Genomic DNA, 19,472 nt, shown 5'->3' on the forward strand with positions numbered 1-19,472 from the left:
TGATTCTAGTGTGCTTTATGAACGCGAAGTTCCTGAAAGAGCCAGCCGCATAGTCACAGGAACTTCGCGTTCAGCACACCAGAGAAATTCCCTCAAAATCCACCGTGACGGCGGTCTCTCGGCAACGAGAGTTCAGGAGACCATATGCTTTTTGCCACCGCCACGACGATTCTCGTCGTGGTCGCGACCCTGATCGCGGCCATTCCTTTTATCCATGCCGACCGCCAGCAGCGCCGGCGCAGCCGCGCCCTGCAGCACACCCACATGCAGGAACCCCAGCCGCAACAAGCCCAGTTACAGGTTCAAGTGAAGCGTGCCGACGTGAACCGAGCCCAAATCAAGGGGACTCAAGTCAAGCGTGAACAAGTCGAGCGTGAAAAGGTCTCTTAACGCTGAACCGCGAGGCCGCCTTAACCGTGATGAGAACGGCCGCTTCCGCGGTTGCGCTTTATTAGGAACCTTGTCCCAAACTGTCCAAAGCCGAGCAAAAAATCACCCTTGACCACCGAATGGTTTGAACCGGCGGCGGTCAAACGGTGACGAACACACAACAATCGCGCACAGGGCAGGGCTTTGAGATGATGATTTTCAACATGGTCGCCGCGGTGGTGATGACGCTGTCGCTGATCGCCGTCATGAACGCCAAGATCCGCGATCACCGCGTCCGCGCCACCGTTCGCGCGTCGCAGAATCGCCACGACGTCCGCCGCTAAGGCGCCCGTCCTGATTTCACGAATCTCCAGATTTCCCGCTCCAAGCTTGCTCGCCGGTTTTGCAGGTGGTGCCCCACCTCAGGACCGGCGCAAGTTTTTTTGGCGCGACCGTTTGCTGCGACAGCCTAGGTTGAGGGCCTGTTTTCCGGCCAATAGGCGCCGGTCACCGGATCGCGGCGCAGCCGCGGGATCGGCTCGACCCGGGCTTCAGCCATGCGGGCGGTGCGCGCCCGTTCCAGTTCGTCATTGATCCGGCGGGCTTCCCGCAGGCCCCAACGCACGAGCGCAGTTCCACCAAGAGCACCCACAATCACCAGAATCAGCGGCGGCATGGTTCAATCCTCATTCGAGGCCTGAACTGTCTTGAATCCGCGTGTCCCGATTGTGGCAAATGAGCGGACACCTTGCCGCAGGGATGGCACGCCGCGTGTCGATGACAGCGGCATGCGGCCCCAACTCGCTTATTTTGATGCACTTTCTCGATGCGGGCCGGATCGTCACCCGATCAAACCAACGCGATCGTGAACGAAAAGCCTAGAGCCTTTTCCGTTCTGGTTGAATCACAACAGAGGCTCTAGCTTTTTGTTTTGACGCGTTTTCTTCACGCGAACCGGTATCCACTTCGCTCGAAAACGCTCTAGAACCCGAAGCGCGCCCAGACCGCCCGCGCCTCCAGCGCCGAAATCAGCCCCTCCGGGAGGTCGCTCGCGCCGCCCAGCAGCGCTCCCGCGCCCGCCGACCGTCGCCCCAGCAGACCCGCCAGTGGCCCACTGGCGGGCGCGATCACCGGGGTCACCACCTTGTCGCCGAATCGGGCGCGCAGTGTGGTGCGCAGGTCGCCGAGCGCATCGACCAGCCCGAGCTCCACCGCACGACCGCCGGCCCAGTATTCGCCGGTGAACAGGTAGTCGTCGGCGCCCTTCAGCCGGCTGCCACGGGCGCCCTTCACCAGCGCGATGAAGACCTGGTGGATCTCGCGCTGGATCGCCTTCAGACGCTCCACGTCCTCGGGATTTTCCGGCAGGAACGGATCGAGCGTCGCCTTGTGCTCACCCGCGGTATAGAGCCTGCGTTCGACGCCGATCTTCTTGATCAGGCCCTCGAAGCCGAAAGAGCCGCCGACCACACCGATCGATCCCAGGATCGACGAGGGATCGACAAAGATCTCGTCGCCGGCACAGGCGATCATGTAGCCGCCGGACGCCGCGACATCCTCGACGAACACCAGCACCGGGAGTTTTTTCTCCGTCGCGAGTTGACGGATGCGCAGAAAAATCTGACGCGACTGCACCGGCGAGCCGCCGGGGGAATTCACCACCAGCGCCACCGCCTTGGCGTTCTTGGTGCCGAACGCGCGCTCCAGCGTGCGCGCAACACCGGCCAGGCTCAGGCCCGGCCGCAACGGTGTCACCGCACCGATCACGCCGCTGAGGCGCACCACCGGAACGACGGGGGCGTCGCCCCGCATGCGGGCGGGCAGCAGCCGGCGACTGCGCTGAATGAGATGTCGGGCAAAACCGGCGACGCCGGGCTCCGGGTGTGGGTCTATATGGCTCACGTCCTGGTCCTTATGCAGCAATGTCCGGCAGGGCGTGAAAGCCAACATGCCGCAGTCTTTAGGCGGTGTCTCTCTCCCGCATCAGCCAGGAGATAGTCACGCCTGCCCTTCTTGTCACCACCCCATGATCTCACTAGGGTTCCCTTGGGGAATGAAGCTTCTGGGAAATGAAGCGACTGGGGAAAACGACGGCGCATTTTCGCCGAGGGTGAGTTGGTACGGCGTTATTTTCGCCGGGGGGTAGCCAAGTGATATTACGGGATGTCTTGCCGGCGCAATGCCGGGCAGGTGTCATTGCATTCGGTGGCGTCATTTTCGCGCTGGCGGTCGGATTCTCTCCTTCTTCAGCTTTTGCCGCATGCGCGCCCACACCGGCCAGCAGCGGCGACGCGGTGACGTGCAGCGACGCGGACACTGACGGCGTCGGCACCGGCGCGGAAAATCATGTCACCGTCACGGTGAACTCCGGCGCCACGATCGTGCCGTACGTGGCCCTGTTCGGCATCGACCTGACCTATCGCAACGTCATCACCAACGATGGCAGCGTGACCGGTTTTGTCGGCGGCATCAGCGTCACCAACCGCAACACCATCGTCAACAACGGCACGATCGGAGATGCCGCGACCAGCGTTGGCATCACGATGGGCAATCGCAATACGGTCACCAACAACGGCACCATCACCAGCGGCGGGCTCGCAATCTTCGGTCAGGATCGCAACACGATCGTCAACAACGGCACCATCGAGGCTGGCGACGGGTTTGCAGGCATTCTGCTCAACAGTCGCGGCACGGTGACCAACAACGGTTCGATCAACGTTGGAGTCGGTAGCGCCGGCATCGCACTTGGCGACCGCGGCAACGTCGTGAACAACGGCCAGATCGTTGCCGGCGAGACCGGCGTCGGTATTGCGCTTGCCACGTTGAACGGCGGCAGCATCGTCAACAACAACAAGATTCAGGCTGGCAACGATGGCATTGGCCTGCTGCTCCAGGGCACAGCGACCGTCCTCAACAACGGCACCATCAGTGTCGGTAACAGCAGCGGCGGAGGCTTCCCTCCCGTTGCGGCCGTGGCGGCGTCAGGGGACATGGCGATCACCAACAATGGCCTGATCACAGCCGGTGACAACGCCGCCGGCGTCTTCCTTCAGGGCAGCGGCAGCCTGATCAACAACGGCACGATCCAGGCGGGCGCGCTCGGTTCGAGCGTTGTCGCCGGAGGATTTCTGGGTCCCCTCACCATTACCAACAACGGCAAGCTGGACGGCACGATCAGTGTCTCCGGCATCGTTCCGGACACCGCGCTGATCAATAACGGCACGATCACCATCACCAATCCGAACACGCCGCTCGACAAACTGACGGATCCGTTCTTCGCGCCGTTGACCTGGCATTTCATCGACAGCACGTTCACCCAGACCGCCGGCGGCACCCTGGAACTGCGTGTCAACCGCGACGGTCAGAGTGACGGCCTCGGCTCGGCCGATCCGCATCTCGGCGGCACCCTGCGCGCGGTGCTGCAGCCGGGGCTCTACGACAAGGTCACCACCTACTACAGCGTGGTCTACAATTGCGGCTGCATCGGCGGCGACCTCAACGGCACCACCTTCGACAAGGTGGTGGTGAACTCCGCCTCGCCGTTCTTCTCGATCACCGCCAACTACGTCAACAATCCGCTGATCGGCAGCGGCATCAACGCGGTCGACCTGGTGCTGACCCGGCAGGCGTTCGGCGCGGTGCCGGGCGAAACGCAGAACCAGCGGGCGGTGGGTACGGCGCTCGAGCAGGGCTACTCCACGGCACTGACCGGCGGGCTTGCGACGTTCTACACAAACCTTCTGTTCGCCACCAATTCGGTCGCCGTGCTCGACCAGCTCTCCGGCGAAGGCACCATCGCCACCCAGAACACCTCGTTCCTCGCCACCACACTGTTCGTGAAGGCGATGATGGGCGAGACCTCGTGGGGTTTTGCCGCACCCGGCACCAGTTCAGGCCCGCTCGGCTTTGCGCCACAGCGGCGCGAGCACCCTGCCTTCAAGGCCCTGGTCAAGGCGCCGGAAACCGACGATCCCACGCGCTGGCGGTTCTCGGCCGGCGGCTTCGGCGGCAGTCTCACGACCAAGGGCAACGCGGATGTCGGCAGCGCCAACCAGGTGCAGAGCGGCGGCGCCGGTATCGCCAGTCTGAGTTATCGGGTCGATCCGCAATTGCTGGTCGGCGGCGCACTGAGCGGCGGGCGGTTCTCATTCTCGTCGGCGCCGCGCGCCACCACCGGCGACATCGACGCATTCCAGGCCGGCCTGTTCGCGCGCCGCGACTGGAACACATTCCGCGTCACCGCGGCACTCAATGGCGCCGTGTTCGACAACAGCACCTCGCGCTTCATTTCCGGCATCGGCGCCACCGAACAGGCCCGCGCCAGCTTCACCAGCAATTTGATTGGCGGCCGTGTCGAAATCGCACGGCCCTATGCCTTCGAAGGCCTGAACGTCACGCCCTTCGCCGCGATCCAGCCTGCGACGTTGTGGCAGCGCGCCCGTACGGAAAGCAGTGTGGTGGTCGGAACCGGGCTGCCGGGGATGCTCGGCCTCGCCTACGCGCCAGTGACGGTCACGTCGCTGCCGAGCTTCCTCGGCGTGCAGTTCGACACCAGCTTCGATCTCGGTGCAGGGCGCCTGCTGACCCCAGTGCTCCGCGCGGCGTGGGTGCACGAGTTCCGGCCGGACCGCAGCCAGGATGCGAGTTTCCTGGCGATACCCGGGCCGAACTTCACCGTGTTCGGTCCGCGCGTGGCCTCGGACGCGGTTCAGCTCGATGCCGGCCTGCAACTGGCACTCAACAGCTCGACGACGCTGCAGGCCAATTTCTCCAGCGAACTGTCCGGCTCCAGCAGCCGGTATTCCGGCTCCGGCGCACTGCGCCTCGCGTGGTGACGGCAATCAAACGATACATAAAAATTTAATTTTGCCGTCAAGTAACCGTTCATTAACCGCGGGAACGCTTCCTGATCGGGAGTGTTGAGCGCGTGGGTTCACAGAACGGATACCGATTTTGTGATCGGACCGCCGCCCAACTTGATTGGAGCCGCGCGCATGCGGCGACTTAAGGTACGGCGATGAAAATCTATTTGCTGCTGATGCTGATGGGCACGCTTCTGACCGCGATCCGGCTGACGTCGCTGCCGGACGCCCGGTCGAAGACCATGCCGCGGCAAAAAACCTTCGCGCAATAATCAGGCTTGAAGCCTCAGCTTTGGCTCAGAGGCAGCGCCCTCTCCCCGCGCAACACCGCTTGAACTGCCGCCGGTGCTACTCCCTGGTCATCATTGAGCAGCAGAGCCGGGCCAAGCCTCAGAGGCGCCCGCCCGCCCTTCACGGCACCAACAATAATCCTGATCGCTGCCGACATCGGATCCGGATGCACCGGCAAAACCGTCAGGCTGCCGAACCCCTTGTCCAGCGCCGCCAGCACCTCGGCCAGCGCCTCCGCGCGCCAGATCAGGGTGAGCCGGCCACCGGGCTTCAGCACCCGGCGAGCCGCGAGCATCCAGGCCGTGAGCGTGCCGGTTTCAGCCTGATGCGCCAGGCTGCGCGCGGCATCCGGCGAAGCGCGGTGGCGGCCCGCATCGTTGAACGGCGGATTCGTCAGCACCGCATCGGCACTGTCGGGAGGCAATCCGGCAGCGGCGAAATTCGCAGCGCTTGAGGCGACATCCAGGACAACGATCTTGGCCCCGACCCCATTCGTGGCGGCATTGTGGCGGGCCAGCGCGGCGAGCGCAGGATCGATTTCAACCAGCGCGAGCGCGACACCGGGCACGCGGCATGCCACCGCGAGCCCTGCCGCACCGACCCCCGCGCCGAAATCGACCACCCGATCGCCGGCCTTCACGGCCGTGGCCGCCGCCAGCAGGATCGCGTCATGGCCGGCGCGGTGGCCGCGTTTGGGCTGGCGCAGCCGGAGCCGGCCGCCGAGAAACCCATCCTCCGTGATGGGTTCGATGTCAGTCATCGAGCCGCAGCTCGTGCGCGAGCCCGGCCTCGCTCAAAAGCTGGCGCGCGGCCGCAAAATCGTCATTCCCCACCAGCAGCCGCCGCGGCAGCACCCCCAGCGAACCCTCGATAATGCTCATGTTCTGGTCCAGCACCAGATGCCCGATATCGGCCCCGTCCAGCAGGGCCTCGACGGCCGAAACCAGCACAATATCGTTTGTTCGCAACAGCTCCCGCACGCGCTCGTCGCTCCTATATGACACTGAAGGGCCTTGCGATTTGACGCCCTCGCCGCTATGCGGCAGGTTGCAGTGTCCCGGTTCTAACGTTCGTATACCATTGCAGCGACTGCTTATACGAACGTTAGAATCAAAGGGACACTGGCGTAATAAAATGCCAGTGCGGCTGCTGGATTTGACGTTCGCAACGAGGACTCGCGGCAACGTCGTGCGAACGTCAAATCCACCGCACTGGTCTGGCATTTGAAACAAGATTTTTGGAGATCTTGCGTGGCGGTGATTGTTCCTTTCGAGTCCCCCTCGACGGCGTCGATCGACGAACTGGTTGGCCTTGTCGCCTCCGACATGGCGCGCGTCAACAGCACCATCCTGTCGCGGACCGGTTCGGAAGTCACCATGATCCCGGAGGTCGCCAATCACCTGATTTCGTCGGGCGGCAAGCGGCTGCGTCCGATGCTGACGCTGGCGATGGCGCAGCTCGCCGGTTATTCCGGCGACGGCCACATCAAGCTCGCCGCCGCGGTGGAATTCATGCACACGGCGACGCTGCTGCACGACGACGTGGTGGACGAGAGCGAGCTGCGCCGCGGCAAGCTCTCCGCCCGCATGGTGTGGGGCAACGAAGCCAGCGTGCTGGTGGGCGACTTCCTGCTGGGCCAGGCGTTCCGCATGATGGTGGAAGTCGGCTCGTTGCGCGCGCTGGATATTCTGTCGGCGGCGGCCGCAACCATCGCCGAGGGCGAAGTGGCCCAACTCGCCGCGGCAAAGAACACCGCCACCACCGAAGACGAATATCTCGCCGTGATCCGCGGCAAGACTGCGGAGCTGTTCGCCGCCGCCTGCGAGGTGGGACCGGTGATCGCCAACCGGCCGAAGCCGGAGCAGACCGCCTGCCGCTCGGTCGGCATGAATCTCGGCATCGCTTTCCAGCTGGTCGACGACCTGCTGGACTACGGCGGCAAGGCCGCCAAGCTGGGCAAGAATGTCGGCGACGACTTCCGCGAAGGCAAGATCACGCTGCCGGTGGTGCTGGCGTTCCGCCGCGGCAACGACGTCGAGCGCGCATTCTGGATCCGCACGCTGGAGCGCGGTGAAATCGAGGACGGCGATCTCGATCACGCCATCGGCCTGATGTCCAAGCACCGCGCGCTGGAAGACACCCTCAACCGCGCTCATCACTACGGCGCCATGGCGGTCGACGCGCTCGCGCTATTCCCGACATCGCCGATGAAGACGGCGCTGGAGCAAGTGGTCGCCTTCTGCCTGGCACGCTCGCACTGATCCTCTTCAACTTTTTTCATGAAATGTTTGCGTAGCTGACGGAGCGCGTGCGCGAAACAGATTGCACCGGGGTCGAAGGTCATGCTGAAGACACTCGCCATTTCGAACTACCGCTCAATCCGCAATCTCGCCATCCCGCTCAGCCAGCTCAACGTCGTCACCGGGCCGAACGGCAGCGGCAAGTCGAGCCTCTATCGCGGACTGCGTCTGCTCGCCGAGACGGCCCGGGGCGAACTTGTCGGTTCGCTGGCGCGCGAAGGCGGCGTGCAATCCACGTTCTGGGCGGGCCCGGAAAAAATCTCGCGCGACATGCGCTCAGGCAAATATCCCGTTCAAGGCACGGTCCGAAAGAACCCGGCACAGCTGCGCCTGGGGTATGGCGCCGACGATCTCAGCTATGCGATAGACCTCGGTTATCCGTCGGGCGGCGCGGCGTTCGAGCTCGATCCTGAAATCAAGCGCGAATGCATTTGGGCGGGTCCGGTGTTCCGCCGAGGAACATTGCTGGTCGATCGGCGCGGGCCGGCGCTGCTGGCGGCTAATGACGACGGCAACTGGGACAAAGTCGCCGGCATCACGCTGTCGAATTTCGAAAGCATGATGCACGCGTTTGCCGATCCACGCACCGCACCGGAGATGATCACAGTCCGGGAGCGCATCAGAGCCTGGCGATTCTACGATCATTTCAGAACCGATCGGCAGTCGCCCTGCCGGATGCCGCAGGTCGGAACCTACACACCGGTGCTGTCCGACGACGGTGCGGATCTAGCCGCCGCGCTGCAGACCATTCGAGAACTCGGAAGCCGACGGGAGCTCGACGACGCCATTGACGACGCGTTTCCCGGCTCCGTGCTCGATATCCTGAATAATGATGGCTGGTTCGAAGTGGCGATGCGCCAGCAAGGATTGCTACGTCCACTGAAACCCGCGGAGCTTTCAGATGGCACCCTGCGCTATTTGCTGCTGGTTGCCGCCCTGCTCACGCCGCGGCCACCGGAGCTGCTGGTGCTCAACGAACCGGAAACCAGCCTCCATCCCGATCTGATTCCGGCGCTCGCCCGGCTGATCGCGGCCGCGGCGGCCCGCTCGCAGGTGATCGTGGTGTCGCACAGCGCCAAGCTGGTCAACCTGCTGCTGAAGAGCGGCGACGCCGCCTCGCTGGAGCTCGACAAGGATTTCGGCGAAACCAGGCTCGCGCAAGGTGATCTGCTGCAGCAGGCGCGCTGGGAATGGCCGCCGCGATAAAGATCTCTGTAGCCCGGATGAGCGAAGCGATATCCGGGGAAATCTGGGCACCCCACCCCGGATGTCGCTTCGCTCATCCGGGCTACTGAATTCACATGGAAGCTCAGCTGAGAATGCTGGCCTCGACCCACCAGTCCGGATGCTGGGCGCGGATCGCCTCGGCGGCTTGCACAGCCTCGGCGTGGCTGTTGAAGATCGCAAAACAGGTGGCGCCCGAACCGGACATCCGCGCGAAGCGGACGCCGTCGGTGGCCCGCAGCGCCGCCAGCACGTCCTCGATCACCGGCTGAATACGGATCGCAGGCGCTTCGAGATCGTTGGTGCCGCCGGCGAGGACATCCAGCCAGGCCTCGACCGACGCATCGGCGGCCGGCCAGGCGATCGCTTCCAGCACTTCCGAAAGCCCGGTTCGCAGCTGGCCGGGCTTCAATCCCAGTTCCGCGAACACCTCGCGGGTCGGCACCGGAACGCGCGGATTGACCAACACGCAGGGCAGCGGCGGCAAATTGAGCGGGGTGAGGGTTTCACCGACCCCGGTCATGATGCAGGCGCGCGAACCCACGCAGACCGGGATATCGGCGCCGGTGGCGCGTGCCACGTCGAGCAGGCGCACGTCGTCGAAAGCGATGTTGTTGCTGGCGGCCAAGAGCCGCAGCGCTGCGGCAGCGTCGGCCGACCCGCCACCGATACCGGCGGCGGCCGGCAGATGCTTGTCGAGGGTGAAATGTCCCGCGCGCAGGCCCTGAATCTTTTCGCCGAGCGCACGTGCAGCACGGAACACCAGATTATCGCCGACATCGCCGCATTCGGCGGCACGCGGCCCGGTAACGGTCAGTTGCGCTTCGGGACCGGGCTCAAGCGTCAGGCTGTCAGCCGCACCGGCGAACGCCACCACGCTTTCGAGCTCATGATAGCCATCGGGGCGGCGCCCCAGCACCCGGAGCGTCAGATTGACCTTTGCACGCGCAGTTTCTGCCAGCGGCGTCATCGCAAGCGGTTCCCAGTCCAGACCAAAAAGAAATCCTCGGTTCTGTTCGATCAGAACCGAGGTTGCTCTAGAGCATTTCCGGGGCAAGGGGAACCAGCTTGCGGAATGGTTGCCAGCCATACCGGGCCGGCAAAGGCCGCTAGAGCCCCATTCCGATAGAATCGGAACGGGGGCTCCGGCATTTTATTTTGACGCGTTTTCTTAATGCGAACCGGTATCCACTTCGCTTGAAAACGCTCTAGCCGCCCTTGTCGGTCTTCTTGTCCTTGTTGTCGTTGGCGGCCGCTGCCGGCGCCGGCTCGTCGGGCAGGCCATCCTTGATCTTGGCTTCGATCTTCGGCAGGTCGTCCGGATCCGGCTTCAGGTCGCGGGCGTGCGCCCACTGGAAATTGGCTTCCAGCTTGCGGCCGAACCGCCAGTAGGCGTCGCCGAGATGATCGTTGATGGTCGGGTCTTCCGGCTTCAGATCGACGGCGCGCTCGAGGTTCTTCACCGCATCCTCGTAATTGCCGATGCGGTAATAGGCCCAGCCCAGCGAGTCGACGATATAGCCGTCATCCGGACGCTGCTCGACGGCGCGGCGGATCATCTTCATCGCCTCGTCGAGATTGATGCCCTGGTCGATCCAGGAGTAGCCGAGATAGTTCAGCACATGAGCCTGGTCGGGCTGCATCTCCAGCGCCTTCTTGAGATCGACCTCGGCCTTGGCCCACTGCTTGGAGCGTTCCTCGCAGATGCCGCGGAAATAGAAGAACACCCAGTTCGGCTTGTCGGTGCTGGCGTCGATGCCCTGCGTATAGGTGGTGGCGCAATCCGCGAACTTCTTGCGCGAGCGCTCGATATTGCCGAGCGCCATGATCGCTTCGATATCCTTCGGATCCTGCGCGGTGGTGTCCTTGAGGATCTTGATGGCTTCGTCGCTGCGATCGGCCGCGTCGAGATCGGTGGCGAGCTGGATCTGGGCATTGCGCTTCAGCGCCGAGTTGGCCGGCACCCGCTCATACACCTTGATGGCCATCTGCGGCTTCTTCACCGACTCATAGAGATCGGCGAGCGACAGCAGCGCCAGCGCATGCTTCGGCTCGAGATAAAGCGCGAGCTGCAGATAGACCAGCGCGAGATCCTCGCCGCCGCGGCGGGTCAGCGAAGCGCCGATGCCGTAGAGCGCTTCCGCGGCACCGGCCTGCGGCGTTTCCGCCAGCGGCGCCAGCTTCTTGCCGGCCTTGGTGTCCTTCAGGCCCTCGAGCACCAGCGGATGGCGCGCAAGCTTCTTGTCGAAATTCTCGTAGATCGCGGCCGCAGCAGTCGGATCCTTGGCGCGCGACAGCCAGTGCGCATAGGCTTCCGCGACACGCAGTGCCGAATCGTCGAGCTTATAGGCGCGCTCGAGGCGGACGCCGGCGTCCTTCGGCTTGTTGGCGAGATCCAGGATCATTCCAGTATGGAAGTCCTTGAACAGCGGATACCACTCCGGTCCCTGCAGCTTGTCGATGCTGGTCACCGCGGCCTGGGCATTGCCGGCGCCGTACTGCGCCCAGCCCGACAGCAGGGCCGCGACCAGATCGGTGATCGGTCCGCGGATCGACTGATTGATGTTCTGCTGGGCGGCAGCGTAATGCTTCAGCTTCAATTCCCGCACGCCAACCACGAGCCGGGCGACGCGGTTGTTCTTGTCGATGGTGAGGATCCGGTCGGCGAGCTTGACCGCCTCCTCGATATCGCCTTCGGCCAGCGACGAGATGAAGGCGCGATCGAGCAGTTCGTTGTTCTTCGGGTCGGAGCGCAGCGCCGAGCGGTAGAACGCCGCGGCCGACGCCGCATCCCGCTCCACACTGGCATGGCGGGCGGCCAGATAGCTGCCGGAGGTGGTCATCGAGGACAGGTCGCGGCTGGTCGGGAACGCAGGTCCGGACTTCGCCGCATCCGATTTGGACGTCTCGGTCGGCTTGTCGGGGGTCTGCGCCTGGGCGACGGGGATCGCCAGCGATACAGCGGCAACGGCAGCAATCGCCAGCCGGTTGAAACGAATGGACATCATCACGGCTTGCCTGGCTCCAACGGGTTCAAGAAATCTGTTTCAAGAATTCTGTTTCAAAGTCTGATCGGCAGCTTCGGACACGTTTGGCGGACGGTCGCGTTCCAGGGACGTGTCTCGGCAAACGCCATCGGGTCAAGCCATTCTCAGAACAAGCCATTCAGGACAGAATTCCGCGGCCGCGGGGTTCAGCGGCGCGACGACGCGACAATGGCCTTTTTGCCTCGCAATCGCAAGGATATGACACGCCGCAGTATGGCGGGATCGTGGCACTTTGCCCCACACTCCCGTGATCGGGTGGGATTGGCCCTACATGGCCTGATAATTCGGCCCGCCGCCGCCTTCCGGCGGAACCCAGGTAATGTTGCCGTTGGGGTCCTTGGCGTCGCAGGTTTTGCAGTGGACGCAATTCTGGGCGTTGATCACGAATCGGGGCTCGGCGCCCTCCTCCACCCACTCATAGACCCCGGCCGGGCAATACCGGTTGGAGGGTCCCGCGAACACATCGTGTTCCGATGTCTTCTGCAGGGCCATGTCCGCCACCTTGAGGTGAACAGGCTGATCCTCCTCATGGTTGGTGTTGGACAGGAAGACCGATGACAGCTTGTCGAAGGTCAGCTTGCCATCCGCCTTGGGCGGCGCGATCGGCGCATGGGTCTTGGCCGGATCGAGCGCGGCACGATCGGGCTTGGCATGACCGAGGGTGCCGAACAGCGAGAAGCCGAACAGCGTGTTCATCCACATGTCGAAGCCGCCAAGGCCAACGCCGATGATGGTGCCGAACTTCGACCACAGCGGCTTGACGTTGCGGACCTTGAACAGATCCTTGCCCACCGCCGATCCGCGCCAGGCGTTCTCGTATTCCGACAGTTCGTCGTTGGCGCGGCCGGCCGCGAGCGCCGCGGCGACATGTTCCGCCGCCAGCATGCCCGTGCCCATGGCGTTGTGGATGCCCTTGATGCGGGGCACGTTGACGAAGCCTGCTGAGCAACCAATCAGCGCGCCGCCGGCGAACGACAGCCGCGGCACCGACTGATAGCCGCCCTCGGTGATGGCGCGGGCGCCATAGGCGATACGCTTGCCACCCTCGAACACGTCGCGAATTTTGGGGTGGGTCTTGAAACGCTGGAATTCATCGAACGGTGACAGATACGGATCGTTGTAGTTCAGGTGAACGACGAAGCCGACCGCAACCAGGTTGTCGTCGTAGTGGTAGAGGAAAGAGCCGCCACCGGTGGAATTGCCGAGCGGCCAGCCGAACGCATGCTGGATCAGGCCCTTGTTGTGCTTGGCCGGATCGATCTGCCAGACTTCCTTGAGGCCAATGCCGAACTTCGGTGGTTCGCTCTTGGCATCGAGCGCGAACTTGGCGATCAATTGCTTCGACAGGCTGCCGCGCGCGCCCTCGGCGAACAGCGTGTATTTACCGAGCAGTTCCATGCCACGGGTGAACGAGGCCTTGGGCTCACCGTCGCGGCCGATGCCCATGTCACCGGTTGCGATGCCGCGGACTTCGCCGTGCTCACCGTAGATCACTTCGGTGGCCGCGAAGCCCGGATAGATTTCCACGCCAAGCGCCTCGGCCTTGGTTGCGAGCCAGCGGCAGACATTGCCGAGCGAGCCGATATAGCAGTGATGATTGTGCATCAGCGGCGGCGTGATGAAGTTCGGCAGGCGGATCGCCAGGCTCGATGTCGCCCAGTAGAAATGGTCGTCCTTGACCTGCGTCTTCAGCGGACAGTCCGGATCGTCACGCCAGTCCGGCACCAGTTTGTCGAGACCGGCCGGATCGACCACCGCACCGGAGAGGATGTGCGCGCCGACTTCGGACCCCTTTTCCACCACCACGATGGTGAGATCGGCATTGAGCTGCTTGAGGCGGATCGCGGCGGACAGGCCCGACGGCCCAGCGCCGACGATCACGACGTCGAACTCCATGGAATCGCGCGGCGGCAACGGCTCGGTGCTCATGATGCGGTCTCAAATGCCCAATAAGAACGTTTCTAACCCTGTTGTTTCCGATTTTTCGGCGAAGGACAACCCCGGTATCGATAGTGATCCGCACTGCGGAACACGCGACGGCATGTATGCCAGCGTGGTACTCCACGAGAGCATTTCATGGCCGGCCATTCCGGTCTAAAAAGACCGGACAGGCTGTCCGATCTTCCACTCCCAGGCCTATTTCGACAACGTGACTTTTAACGCCTCATGATGATCCCCGAACACGCGCCAACCGTTCACGAACTGCTCGCCTTCTATCTGGAGGCCGGGGTGGACTGCGCGCTATCGGATGCGCCGGTCGATCGGCTGTCGGAAGAGGCGGTGGTCGAGGAGCGTCCTGCGGCCTCGGCGGTACGGCCCGCGCTGCGCACAAGCGCCACGGCTGCGGTACCGCCTGCGGCCCCCGTTCGATACACCGCCGCCTCACCCCACGCCGATGCTGCGCCGGCGCCCGATGTCGCCATCAGTTCCGCGCGCGATGCGGCCCGCACCGCCGCGACCCTTGAAGACCTGCGCGCACTGCTCGACGCCTTCGACGGCTGCGCGCTGAAATTCACCGCGACCAAGCTGGTGTTCGCCGACGGCAAGCCGGAGGCGCGCATCATGTTTGTCGGTGAAGCGCCGGGACGCGACGAGGATATCGAGGGGCTGCCGTTTGTCGGACGTTCGGGCAAGCTGCTCGACCTGATGATCGGCGCCATCGGGCTGAAACGCTCCGATGTCTATATCGCCAATGTCATCCCCTGGCGGCCGCCCGGCAACCGCACGCCGACGCCGCAGGAGACCCAGATCTGCCTGCCCTTCATCCAGCGCCAGATCGAACTGGTCGATCCCGACATTCTCGTCACCATGGGCAATCCATCGACCCAGACGCTGCTCAAGACGCGCGAGGGCATCATGCGCACCCGCGGCAAATGGATCGGTTACGACACCGGCCGCCGCCAGATCCGCGCCATGCCGACGTTCCACCCGGCGTATCTGCTGCGTTCGCCCTCCTACAAGCGCCTCGCGTGGCAGGATTTCCGCGCCATCAGGACAGCACTGGCGGTGCCAGCTTCGGCATAGCTGCCATCGGGAGATGTCGATACAATTCGCCTCCATTTCCGGCCATAAACGACAATAATTATCTCCTTTTGCCGGAAATCTAAGAAAAAAATGACTGCAGCCATCGCAGACGATTCGATCGACGACCTGCAGGTCCGTCGCAATGTGCTGCGGCTGGCAGCAGCGCAGGCGCTGACCGGCGCCAATGCGTCGGTGATTTTCGCCACCGGCTCCATCATCGGCGCGACCCTCGCGCCGGGCATGGAGTTCGCGACCCTGCCGATCTCGATCTATGTGCTGGGCCTGGCCTGCGGCACGCTGCCGACCGGGATGATCTCCCGCGCCTTCGGCCGCCGCACCGCCTTCGTGATCGGTGCCGCCTGTGGCGCGCTGTGCGGCGTGGTGGCGGCGATTGCCATCCTGCAGGCCTCGTTTGCGCTGTTCTGCGTGGCGACGTTTCTCGGCGGGCTCTATGCGTCGGTCGCGATGTCCTACCGCTTCGCGGCCGCCGACGGTGCCAGCGTCGCCTATCGCCCGAAGGCGATCTCATGGGTGATGGCGGGAGGCGTGTTCGCCGGCGTGCTCGGGCCGCAGCTCGTGCAATGGACGATGGATATCTGGCCGCCGTATCTGTTCGCGGCGAGCTTCGTCGCGCAGGCCATCATCGCGCTGATTGCGATGGCTATCCTGCTCGGCGTCGATGCGCCGCGACCTGCCGCCACCGATCTCGCCGCCGGCCGCCCGCTCATGGAGATCGCGCGCCAGCCGCGCTTCATCGCCGCCGCACTCTGCGGCATGGTCGCCTACACCATCATGAACTTCATGATGACGTCGGCGCCGCTGGCGATGAAGTTCTGCGGCCTCACGCTCAGCGATTCGAACTTCGGCATCCAGTGGCATGTGGTGGCGATGTATGGCCCGAGCTTCTTCACCGGCGCGCTGATCGCGCGCTTCGGTGCGGCGCGGGTGGTGGCCGTGGGCCTTGTGCTGGAAGCGACCGCGGCCGGCATCGGGTTATCAGGTATTTCCGCGATGCATTTCTGGGCCGCGCTGATCGTGGTCGGGCTGGGCTGGAATTTCGGCTTTGTCGGCGCGTCCGCGATGGTGGTGGAAACCCACTGGCCGCAGGAGCGCAACAAGGTGCAGGCCTTCAACGATTTCCTGGTGTTCGGCATGATGGCGATGGGCTCGTTCTCATCGGGCCATCTGCTCGCGAGCTACGGCTGGTCGACCGTCAACCTCGTGGTGTTTCCGCCGCTCGCGCTGGCGCTGGTTGTGCTCGGCTTGACCGCATTCGCCAACCGGCGCGCGCGGACCGCCTGAACCAGACGCTCGTTTCTCAAGTCTTGAGTTGACGCGTTTCCTTCTCCGCACAAACGCTTCGCGTTTGTCGCGAGGGAACCGGTATTCCCCGGATCACGGTGCGGGGGCATGCCCCGCTCAAAAAACGCCCTACCGGCTCACGGCCGGAGCAGCGCCGGTGGGCGGTGTCTCGCCGGTATTGGTAGGCCGGATGAAGGAGGGTGCACGTCCGAATAATCCGCCCCTGTCGACCTCGGTCTCGGGCAGCGGTGTTGGCGTTTGCGGCGCGGCCGTCGCGGCAGTTTTTGCAGCCGGAATGTTGTCGCACTTCATGGAATAGACCAGCTTGCCGTCTTCAGTGCGTCCGATCGGCCTGCAGGTGTCCGCAACGCCGACCGGCTTGTTCTGCGCCCACGCCGGCGACAACGACATCAGCGCAATCGCGATGATCAGTGTTTTCACGTGTCTCTCCTGCAACGACAATCGGTTGCAGATTAGCCGGCCTCCATTTCTCCGGCAGCCCAAAGAATGGGCGGAGCACCCTCAAATCACGATCTCACGATACAAGCTTTGAGCAGCCGTCCTCAAGACGATCTCGGCCGCACGATCGCCCAGCCGATTCGCAGCAGGGGTTGCCGTCCTGTCACCATCCGCTCGAAGGCGCGTGGCACTTCGGGCGCGAGCCCGGGAAAACGCCGCGCGATATCCTCCGGCGGCGTGCCCGCGGTGTCGGCGGCGCGCCACACCACGATGCCGCCGGTCTCGTTGAACTTGTCGAGGGTCAGCCAGGGTGTGAGCTGCGGCGCCGCGTCGAAAAACACGTGGGGATGCCGCAAGGTTCCGAATCCGATCAGCGACGACAATTGCGGATCTCCGGCCACCGCCTGCAGCCGCTGCCCGGTGCGGCGCTCGAAACTTTCGCCGAAGAAGCGCCCGATCTCGCTGGCCGGCAGCGACGTCTTTACTTCGCCGGCACTGGTCCAGGGCTGGATCAATGTCATCGCCAGCACCGCCGCAGCAGGTGCGAGGATCAGCGCCGCCCAGATGGTGCGCAACGTCTCCTGGCGGCGCACCGGAATGAGGTCGCCGCTAAGAACGATCACCGCAAGCCCGGTCATCAGCACCACGATGCCGGCCCCGCCGATGATGTCGCCAAAGCCGAACAGGGCCGACAGCAGCGTGGTCACAAGTGCCGGTGCGAGCGCGAAAAACAGCACAAAACGCCGCGCGAACGGCGCAACCGGCGGACGAAAGATGACGGGCGCCGAATCCGAATCGCGCGCCAGCCGCCTGGAATTGAAGATCACCAAAAGCGCGATGCCCGACATCGACAGCACGAGCAGCGCCAGCAATTCGCCCCATCGCAGCGCGCGCGGGCGGATCTCCTGCAACGGCGGCAGCGCCGGCCACTGCAGGGCATGGCTGCGAACCAGCCAGATCAGATAGGGCAGCACCAGCACCGCCACCACCACCACGGCAAACCAGGGATCGACCGAGCGCAGTGCACGCCGGCCCTGCACTGTCGCCAGCATGAAGCCGAACAGCAGCAACAACAGCAGCACCCCGACATGGCTGGTGAGCAGCAGCAGGCCGGACTCGATCGACAGTGCGAACCAGGCGTTGCGTCGGCCCTGCCCGATCACCCGATACGCATGCAGCAGCACCAGCGCCCACAGCGGCCGCGCCAGCACCGCCGGTCCGAACTCGACACCGGGAAAGCTGAACACGGTGATCGCCGCCGTGATCATCACCACCAGCACCGCCTGCTGGCGGCCGACGATGGCGCCGCCGAGCTCGAACAGCGCCCACATGGTGACGATGAAGCAGACTTGCGCCAGCAGATACACGCCGAAGATGTGATTGCCGGTGAAGCGGTAGGCGATGTCGGCGAGCCAGAACGCCAGCGGCGGGCCCAGATCAGTGCCGACCTGATACTCCCGGCCGAACGCCAGCAGGGTAGCGATCTCCCCGGGCGGGCTGCGATAGAGCAGCATCGGCAGCACGAACCACAACGCTGCCTGCGCCAGCACCACGATCCAGAAGATCAGCTTCGGCCGAGCGCGGACCAGTTCGACGATCAGGGAGGTGAAGCGCATCGGGGATCGGAGCCGGTGGTGGGAACCTGTCAGGGTGCCCTGTGATAAGGCGCAACGGCGGATCAGGCAACGGCGGATCAAGCAGCGACCCGCGTTCAGGCCAAGGTGGCCGCCGAACTCATCACCAGCGGCAGCAGCGCTTGATCCGGATTTGACACCTCGTCCGCGGCCTCGACGACGCTGTCGAGGATCTCCCCGCCATGGTGTTTCCGCCAGGCGGCGGCCACCGGCGCGAACAGCCGGCGGTGATGAATGGTCGGCCCGAGGCGGTCCAGGGCATCGAGATGCACCGGGACGCCATAACCCATGTGCTGCTCGAAGCCGTATCCGGGATAGTCCTGCGCCAGCCTGCACATCAGCCGGTCACGCGCGACCTTCGCCACAATCGAGGCGGCGGCGATCGACTGCACCAGTCCGTCGCCGCCGATCACCGCATCACAGCCGCAAGGCACGTCGATGCGGTCGCGCCCATCGACGAACACGTGCTGTGGCGCCTGCGGCAGCGCATGCACCGCGCGCGCCAGCGCCCACAGCGACGCCCGCAGAATGTTGTCACGCTCGATCCGCGCCGGCGGCGCGACGGCCACGGCAAAGGATGCGGTCGCGCAGATCTGCTCGAACAGCTCCTCGCGCTTCTCCCGCGTCAGCCGCTTGGAATCATCGAGCCCCTTGGGAATCCGGCTGGGGTCGAGAATGACCGCCGCGGCCACCACCGGCCCCGCCAGCGGTCCACGACCGGCCTCGTCGCATCCCGCCACCGGCCACACGCCGCTTTTCAGCAAGGCGCGTTCGCGACGGAAACTCGGCGGCGCCACCGCAATGACGCCCTTGACCGATTTGGTCCCGGCCTTTTTCAATCCGGTTTTGCGCGCCGCCGGTTTGCCGGACGGCTTGCTGGATGACGACTTGCTCGGTGACTTGCCACGAATCATGGCGGAGATGCTGCGACCACAGGTCCGCCCGCGCAAGGCGGAAAAC

At 64.2% G+C, this 19,472-nt stretch carries 17 protein-coding genes; 7 read left to right on the forward strand and 10 right to left on the reverse strand.

Features of this window, described 5'->3' with window-relative positions; all coding sequences use genetic code 11:
• Window positions 1-144 precede the first annotated feature (144 nt).
• Both RS897_RS42045 and RS897_RS42050 read left to right on the forward strand, forming a co-directional pair.
• On the forward strand, window positions 145-390 hold the full coding sequence (locus RS897_RS42045) for a hypothetical protein (RefSeq protein WP_315834546.1): 246 nt from the start codon (window positions 145-147) through the stop codon (window positions 388-390).
• A 188-nt stretch (window positions 391-578) separates the two neighbouring features.
• Window positions 579-713: a hypothetical protein gene (locus tag RS897_RS42050; protein ID WP_315834547.1), complete on the forward strand. Its 135-nt coding sequence runs from the start codon at window positions 579-581 to the stop codon at window positions 711-713.
• Window positions 714-838: 125 nt separating this feature from the next.
• Here RS897_RS42050 and RS897_RS42055 read toward each other — a convergent pair whose 3' ends face one another.
• On the reverse strand, window positions 839-1,045 hold the full coding sequence (locus RS897_RS42055) for a hypothetical protein (protein ID WP_315834548.1): 207 nt from the start codon (window positions 1,043-1,045) through the stop codon (window positions 839-841).
• A gap of 305 nt (window positions 1,046-1,350) precedes the next feature.
• Entirely contained in the window at window positions 1,351-2,181 is an 831-nt protein-coding gene (locus tag RS897_RS42060; protein ID WP_315838923.1) for a S49 family peptidase, read from the reverse strand.
• A 482-nt stretch (window positions 2,182-2,663) separates the two neighbouring features.
• On the opposite strand from RS897_RS42060, the gene RS897_RS42065 reads away from it, so the two are divergent.
• Window positions 2,664-5,204, forward strand: a complete 2,541-nt coding sequence (locus tag RS897_RS42065; protein WP_315834549.1) for an autotransporter outer membrane beta-barrel domain-containing protein — start codon at window positions 2,664-2,666, stop codon at window positions 5,202-5,204.
• A 313-nt stretch (window positions 5,205-5,517) separates the two neighbouring features.
• On the opposite strand, the gene RS897_RS42070 is transcribed toward RS897_RS42065, so the two are convergent.
• Both RS897_RS42070 and RS897_RS42075 read right to left on the reverse strand, forming a co-directional pair.
• Window positions 5,518-6,282 (reverse strand): tRNA1(Val) (adenine(37)-N6)-methyltransferase, encoded by a 765-nt coding sequence (locus tag RS897_RS42070; RefSeq protein WP_315834550.1) that lies wholly within the window; start codon window positions 6,280-6,282, stop codon window positions 5,518-5,520.
• A complete protein-coding gene (locus RS897_RS42075; protein ID WP_315834551.1) occupies window positions 6,275-6,502 on the reverse strand; it encodes a putative signal transducing protein in 228 nt (75 codons plus the stop codon). Before RS897_RS42075 ends, RS897_RS42070 begins: the two co-directional genes overlap by 8 nt.
• Window positions 6,503-6,772: 270 nt before the next feature.
• On the opposite strand from RS897_RS42075, the gene RS897_RS42080 reads away from it, so the two are divergent.
• Together RS897_RS42080 and RS897_RS42085 are read left to right on the forward strand one after the other, a co-directional pair.
• Entirely contained in the window at window positions 6,773-7,783 is a 1,011-nt protein-coding gene (locus RS897_RS42080) for a polyprenyl synthetase family protein (protein WP_315834552.1), read from the forward strand.
• An 81-nt stretch (window positions 7,784-7,864) separates the two neighbouring features.
• On the forward strand, window positions 7,865-9,028 hold the full coding sequence (locus tag RS897_RS42085) for an AAA family ATPase (protein WP_315834553.1): 1,164 nt from the start codon (window positions 7,865-7,867) through the stop codon (window positions 9,026-9,028).
• Window positions 9,029-9,131: 103 nt separating this feature from the next.
• Here RS897_RS42085 and RS897_RS42090 read toward each other — a convergent pair whose 3' ends face one another.
• The 3 genes from RS897_RS42090 to RS897_RS42100 form a co-directional block, all read right to left on the reverse strand.
• Complete coding sequence (locus tag RS897_RS42090) at window positions 9,132-10,016, reverse strand: 4-(cytidine 5'-diphospho)-2-C-methyl-D-erythritol kinase (protein ID WP_315834554.1); 885 nt, start codon at window positions 10,014-10,016, stop codon at window positions 9,132-9,134.
• Between the two features lie 238 nt (window positions 10,017-10,254).
• Window positions 10,255-12,054: a tetratricopeptide repeat protein gene (locus tag RS897_RS42095; RefSeq protein WP_315834555.1), complete on the reverse strand. Its 1,800-nt coding sequence runs from the start codon at window positions 12,052-12,054 to the stop codon at window positions 10,255-10,257.
• A gap of 306 nt (window positions 12,055-12,360) precedes the next feature.
• Window positions 12,361-14,022: an electron transfer flavoprotein-ubiquinone oxidoreductase gene (locus tag RS897_RS42100; protein ID WP_315834556.1), complete on the reverse strand. Its 1,662-nt coding sequence runs from the start codon at window positions 14,020-14,022 to the stop codon at window positions 12,361-12,363.
• Window positions 14,023-14,262: 240 nt separating this feature from the next.
• Between RS897_RS42100 and RS897_RS42105 the strand changes: the two genes are divergently transcribed.
• Both RS897_RS42105 and RS897_RS42110 read left to right on the forward strand, forming a co-directional pair.
• On the forward strand, window positions 14,263-15,117 hold the full coding sequence (locus RS897_RS42105; protein WP_315838924.1) for a uracil-DNA glycosylase: 855 nt from the start codon (window positions 14,263-14,265) through the stop codon (window positions 15,115-15,117).
• A gap of 90 nt (window positions 15,118-15,207) precedes the next feature.
• Window positions 15,208-16,419, forward strand: a complete 1,212-nt coding sequence (locus tag RS897_RS42110; protein WP_315834557.1) for an MFS transporter — start codon at window positions 15,208-15,210, stop codon at window positions 16,417-16,419.
• A gap of 129 nt (window positions 16,420-16,548) precedes the next feature.
• On the opposite strand, the gene RS897_RS42115 is transcribed toward RS897_RS42110, so the two are convergent.
• The 3 genes from RS897_RS42115 to RS897_RS42125 all read right to left on the reverse strand — a co-directional run bounded on the left by RS897_RS42115 (window position 16,549) and on the right by RS897_RS42125 (window position 19,426).
• Entirely contained in the window at window positions 16,549-16,860 is a 312-nt protein-coding gene (locus RS897_RS42115; protein WP_315834558.1) for a hypothetical protein, read from the reverse strand.
• Between the two features lie 122 nt (window positions 16,861-16,982).
• Window positions 16,983-18,494 (reverse strand): glycosyltransferase family 39 protein, encoded by a 1,512-nt coding sequence (locus RS897_RS42120; protein WP_315834559.1) that lies wholly within the window; start codon window positions 18,492-18,494, stop codon window positions 16,983-16,985.
• A gap of 95 nt (window positions 18,495-18,589) precedes the next feature.
• Window positions 18,590-19,426 carry a ribonuclease HII gene (locus RS897_RS42125; protein WP_315834560.1) on the reverse strand — a complete coding sequence of 279 codons (837 nt, stop codon included), beginning with the start codon at window positions 19,424-19,426 and terminating at the stop codon, window positions 18,590-18,592.
• Window positions 19,427-19,472 lie beyond the last annotated feature (46 nt).

Origin of the sequence: Bradyrhizobium prioriisuperbiae, assembly GCF_032397745.1 — a bacterium.
Taxonomy (GTDB): domain Bacteria; phylum Pseudomonadota; class Alphaproteobacteria; order Rhizobiales; family Xanthobacteraceae; genus Bradyrhizobium_A; species Bradyrhizobium_A prioriisuperbiae.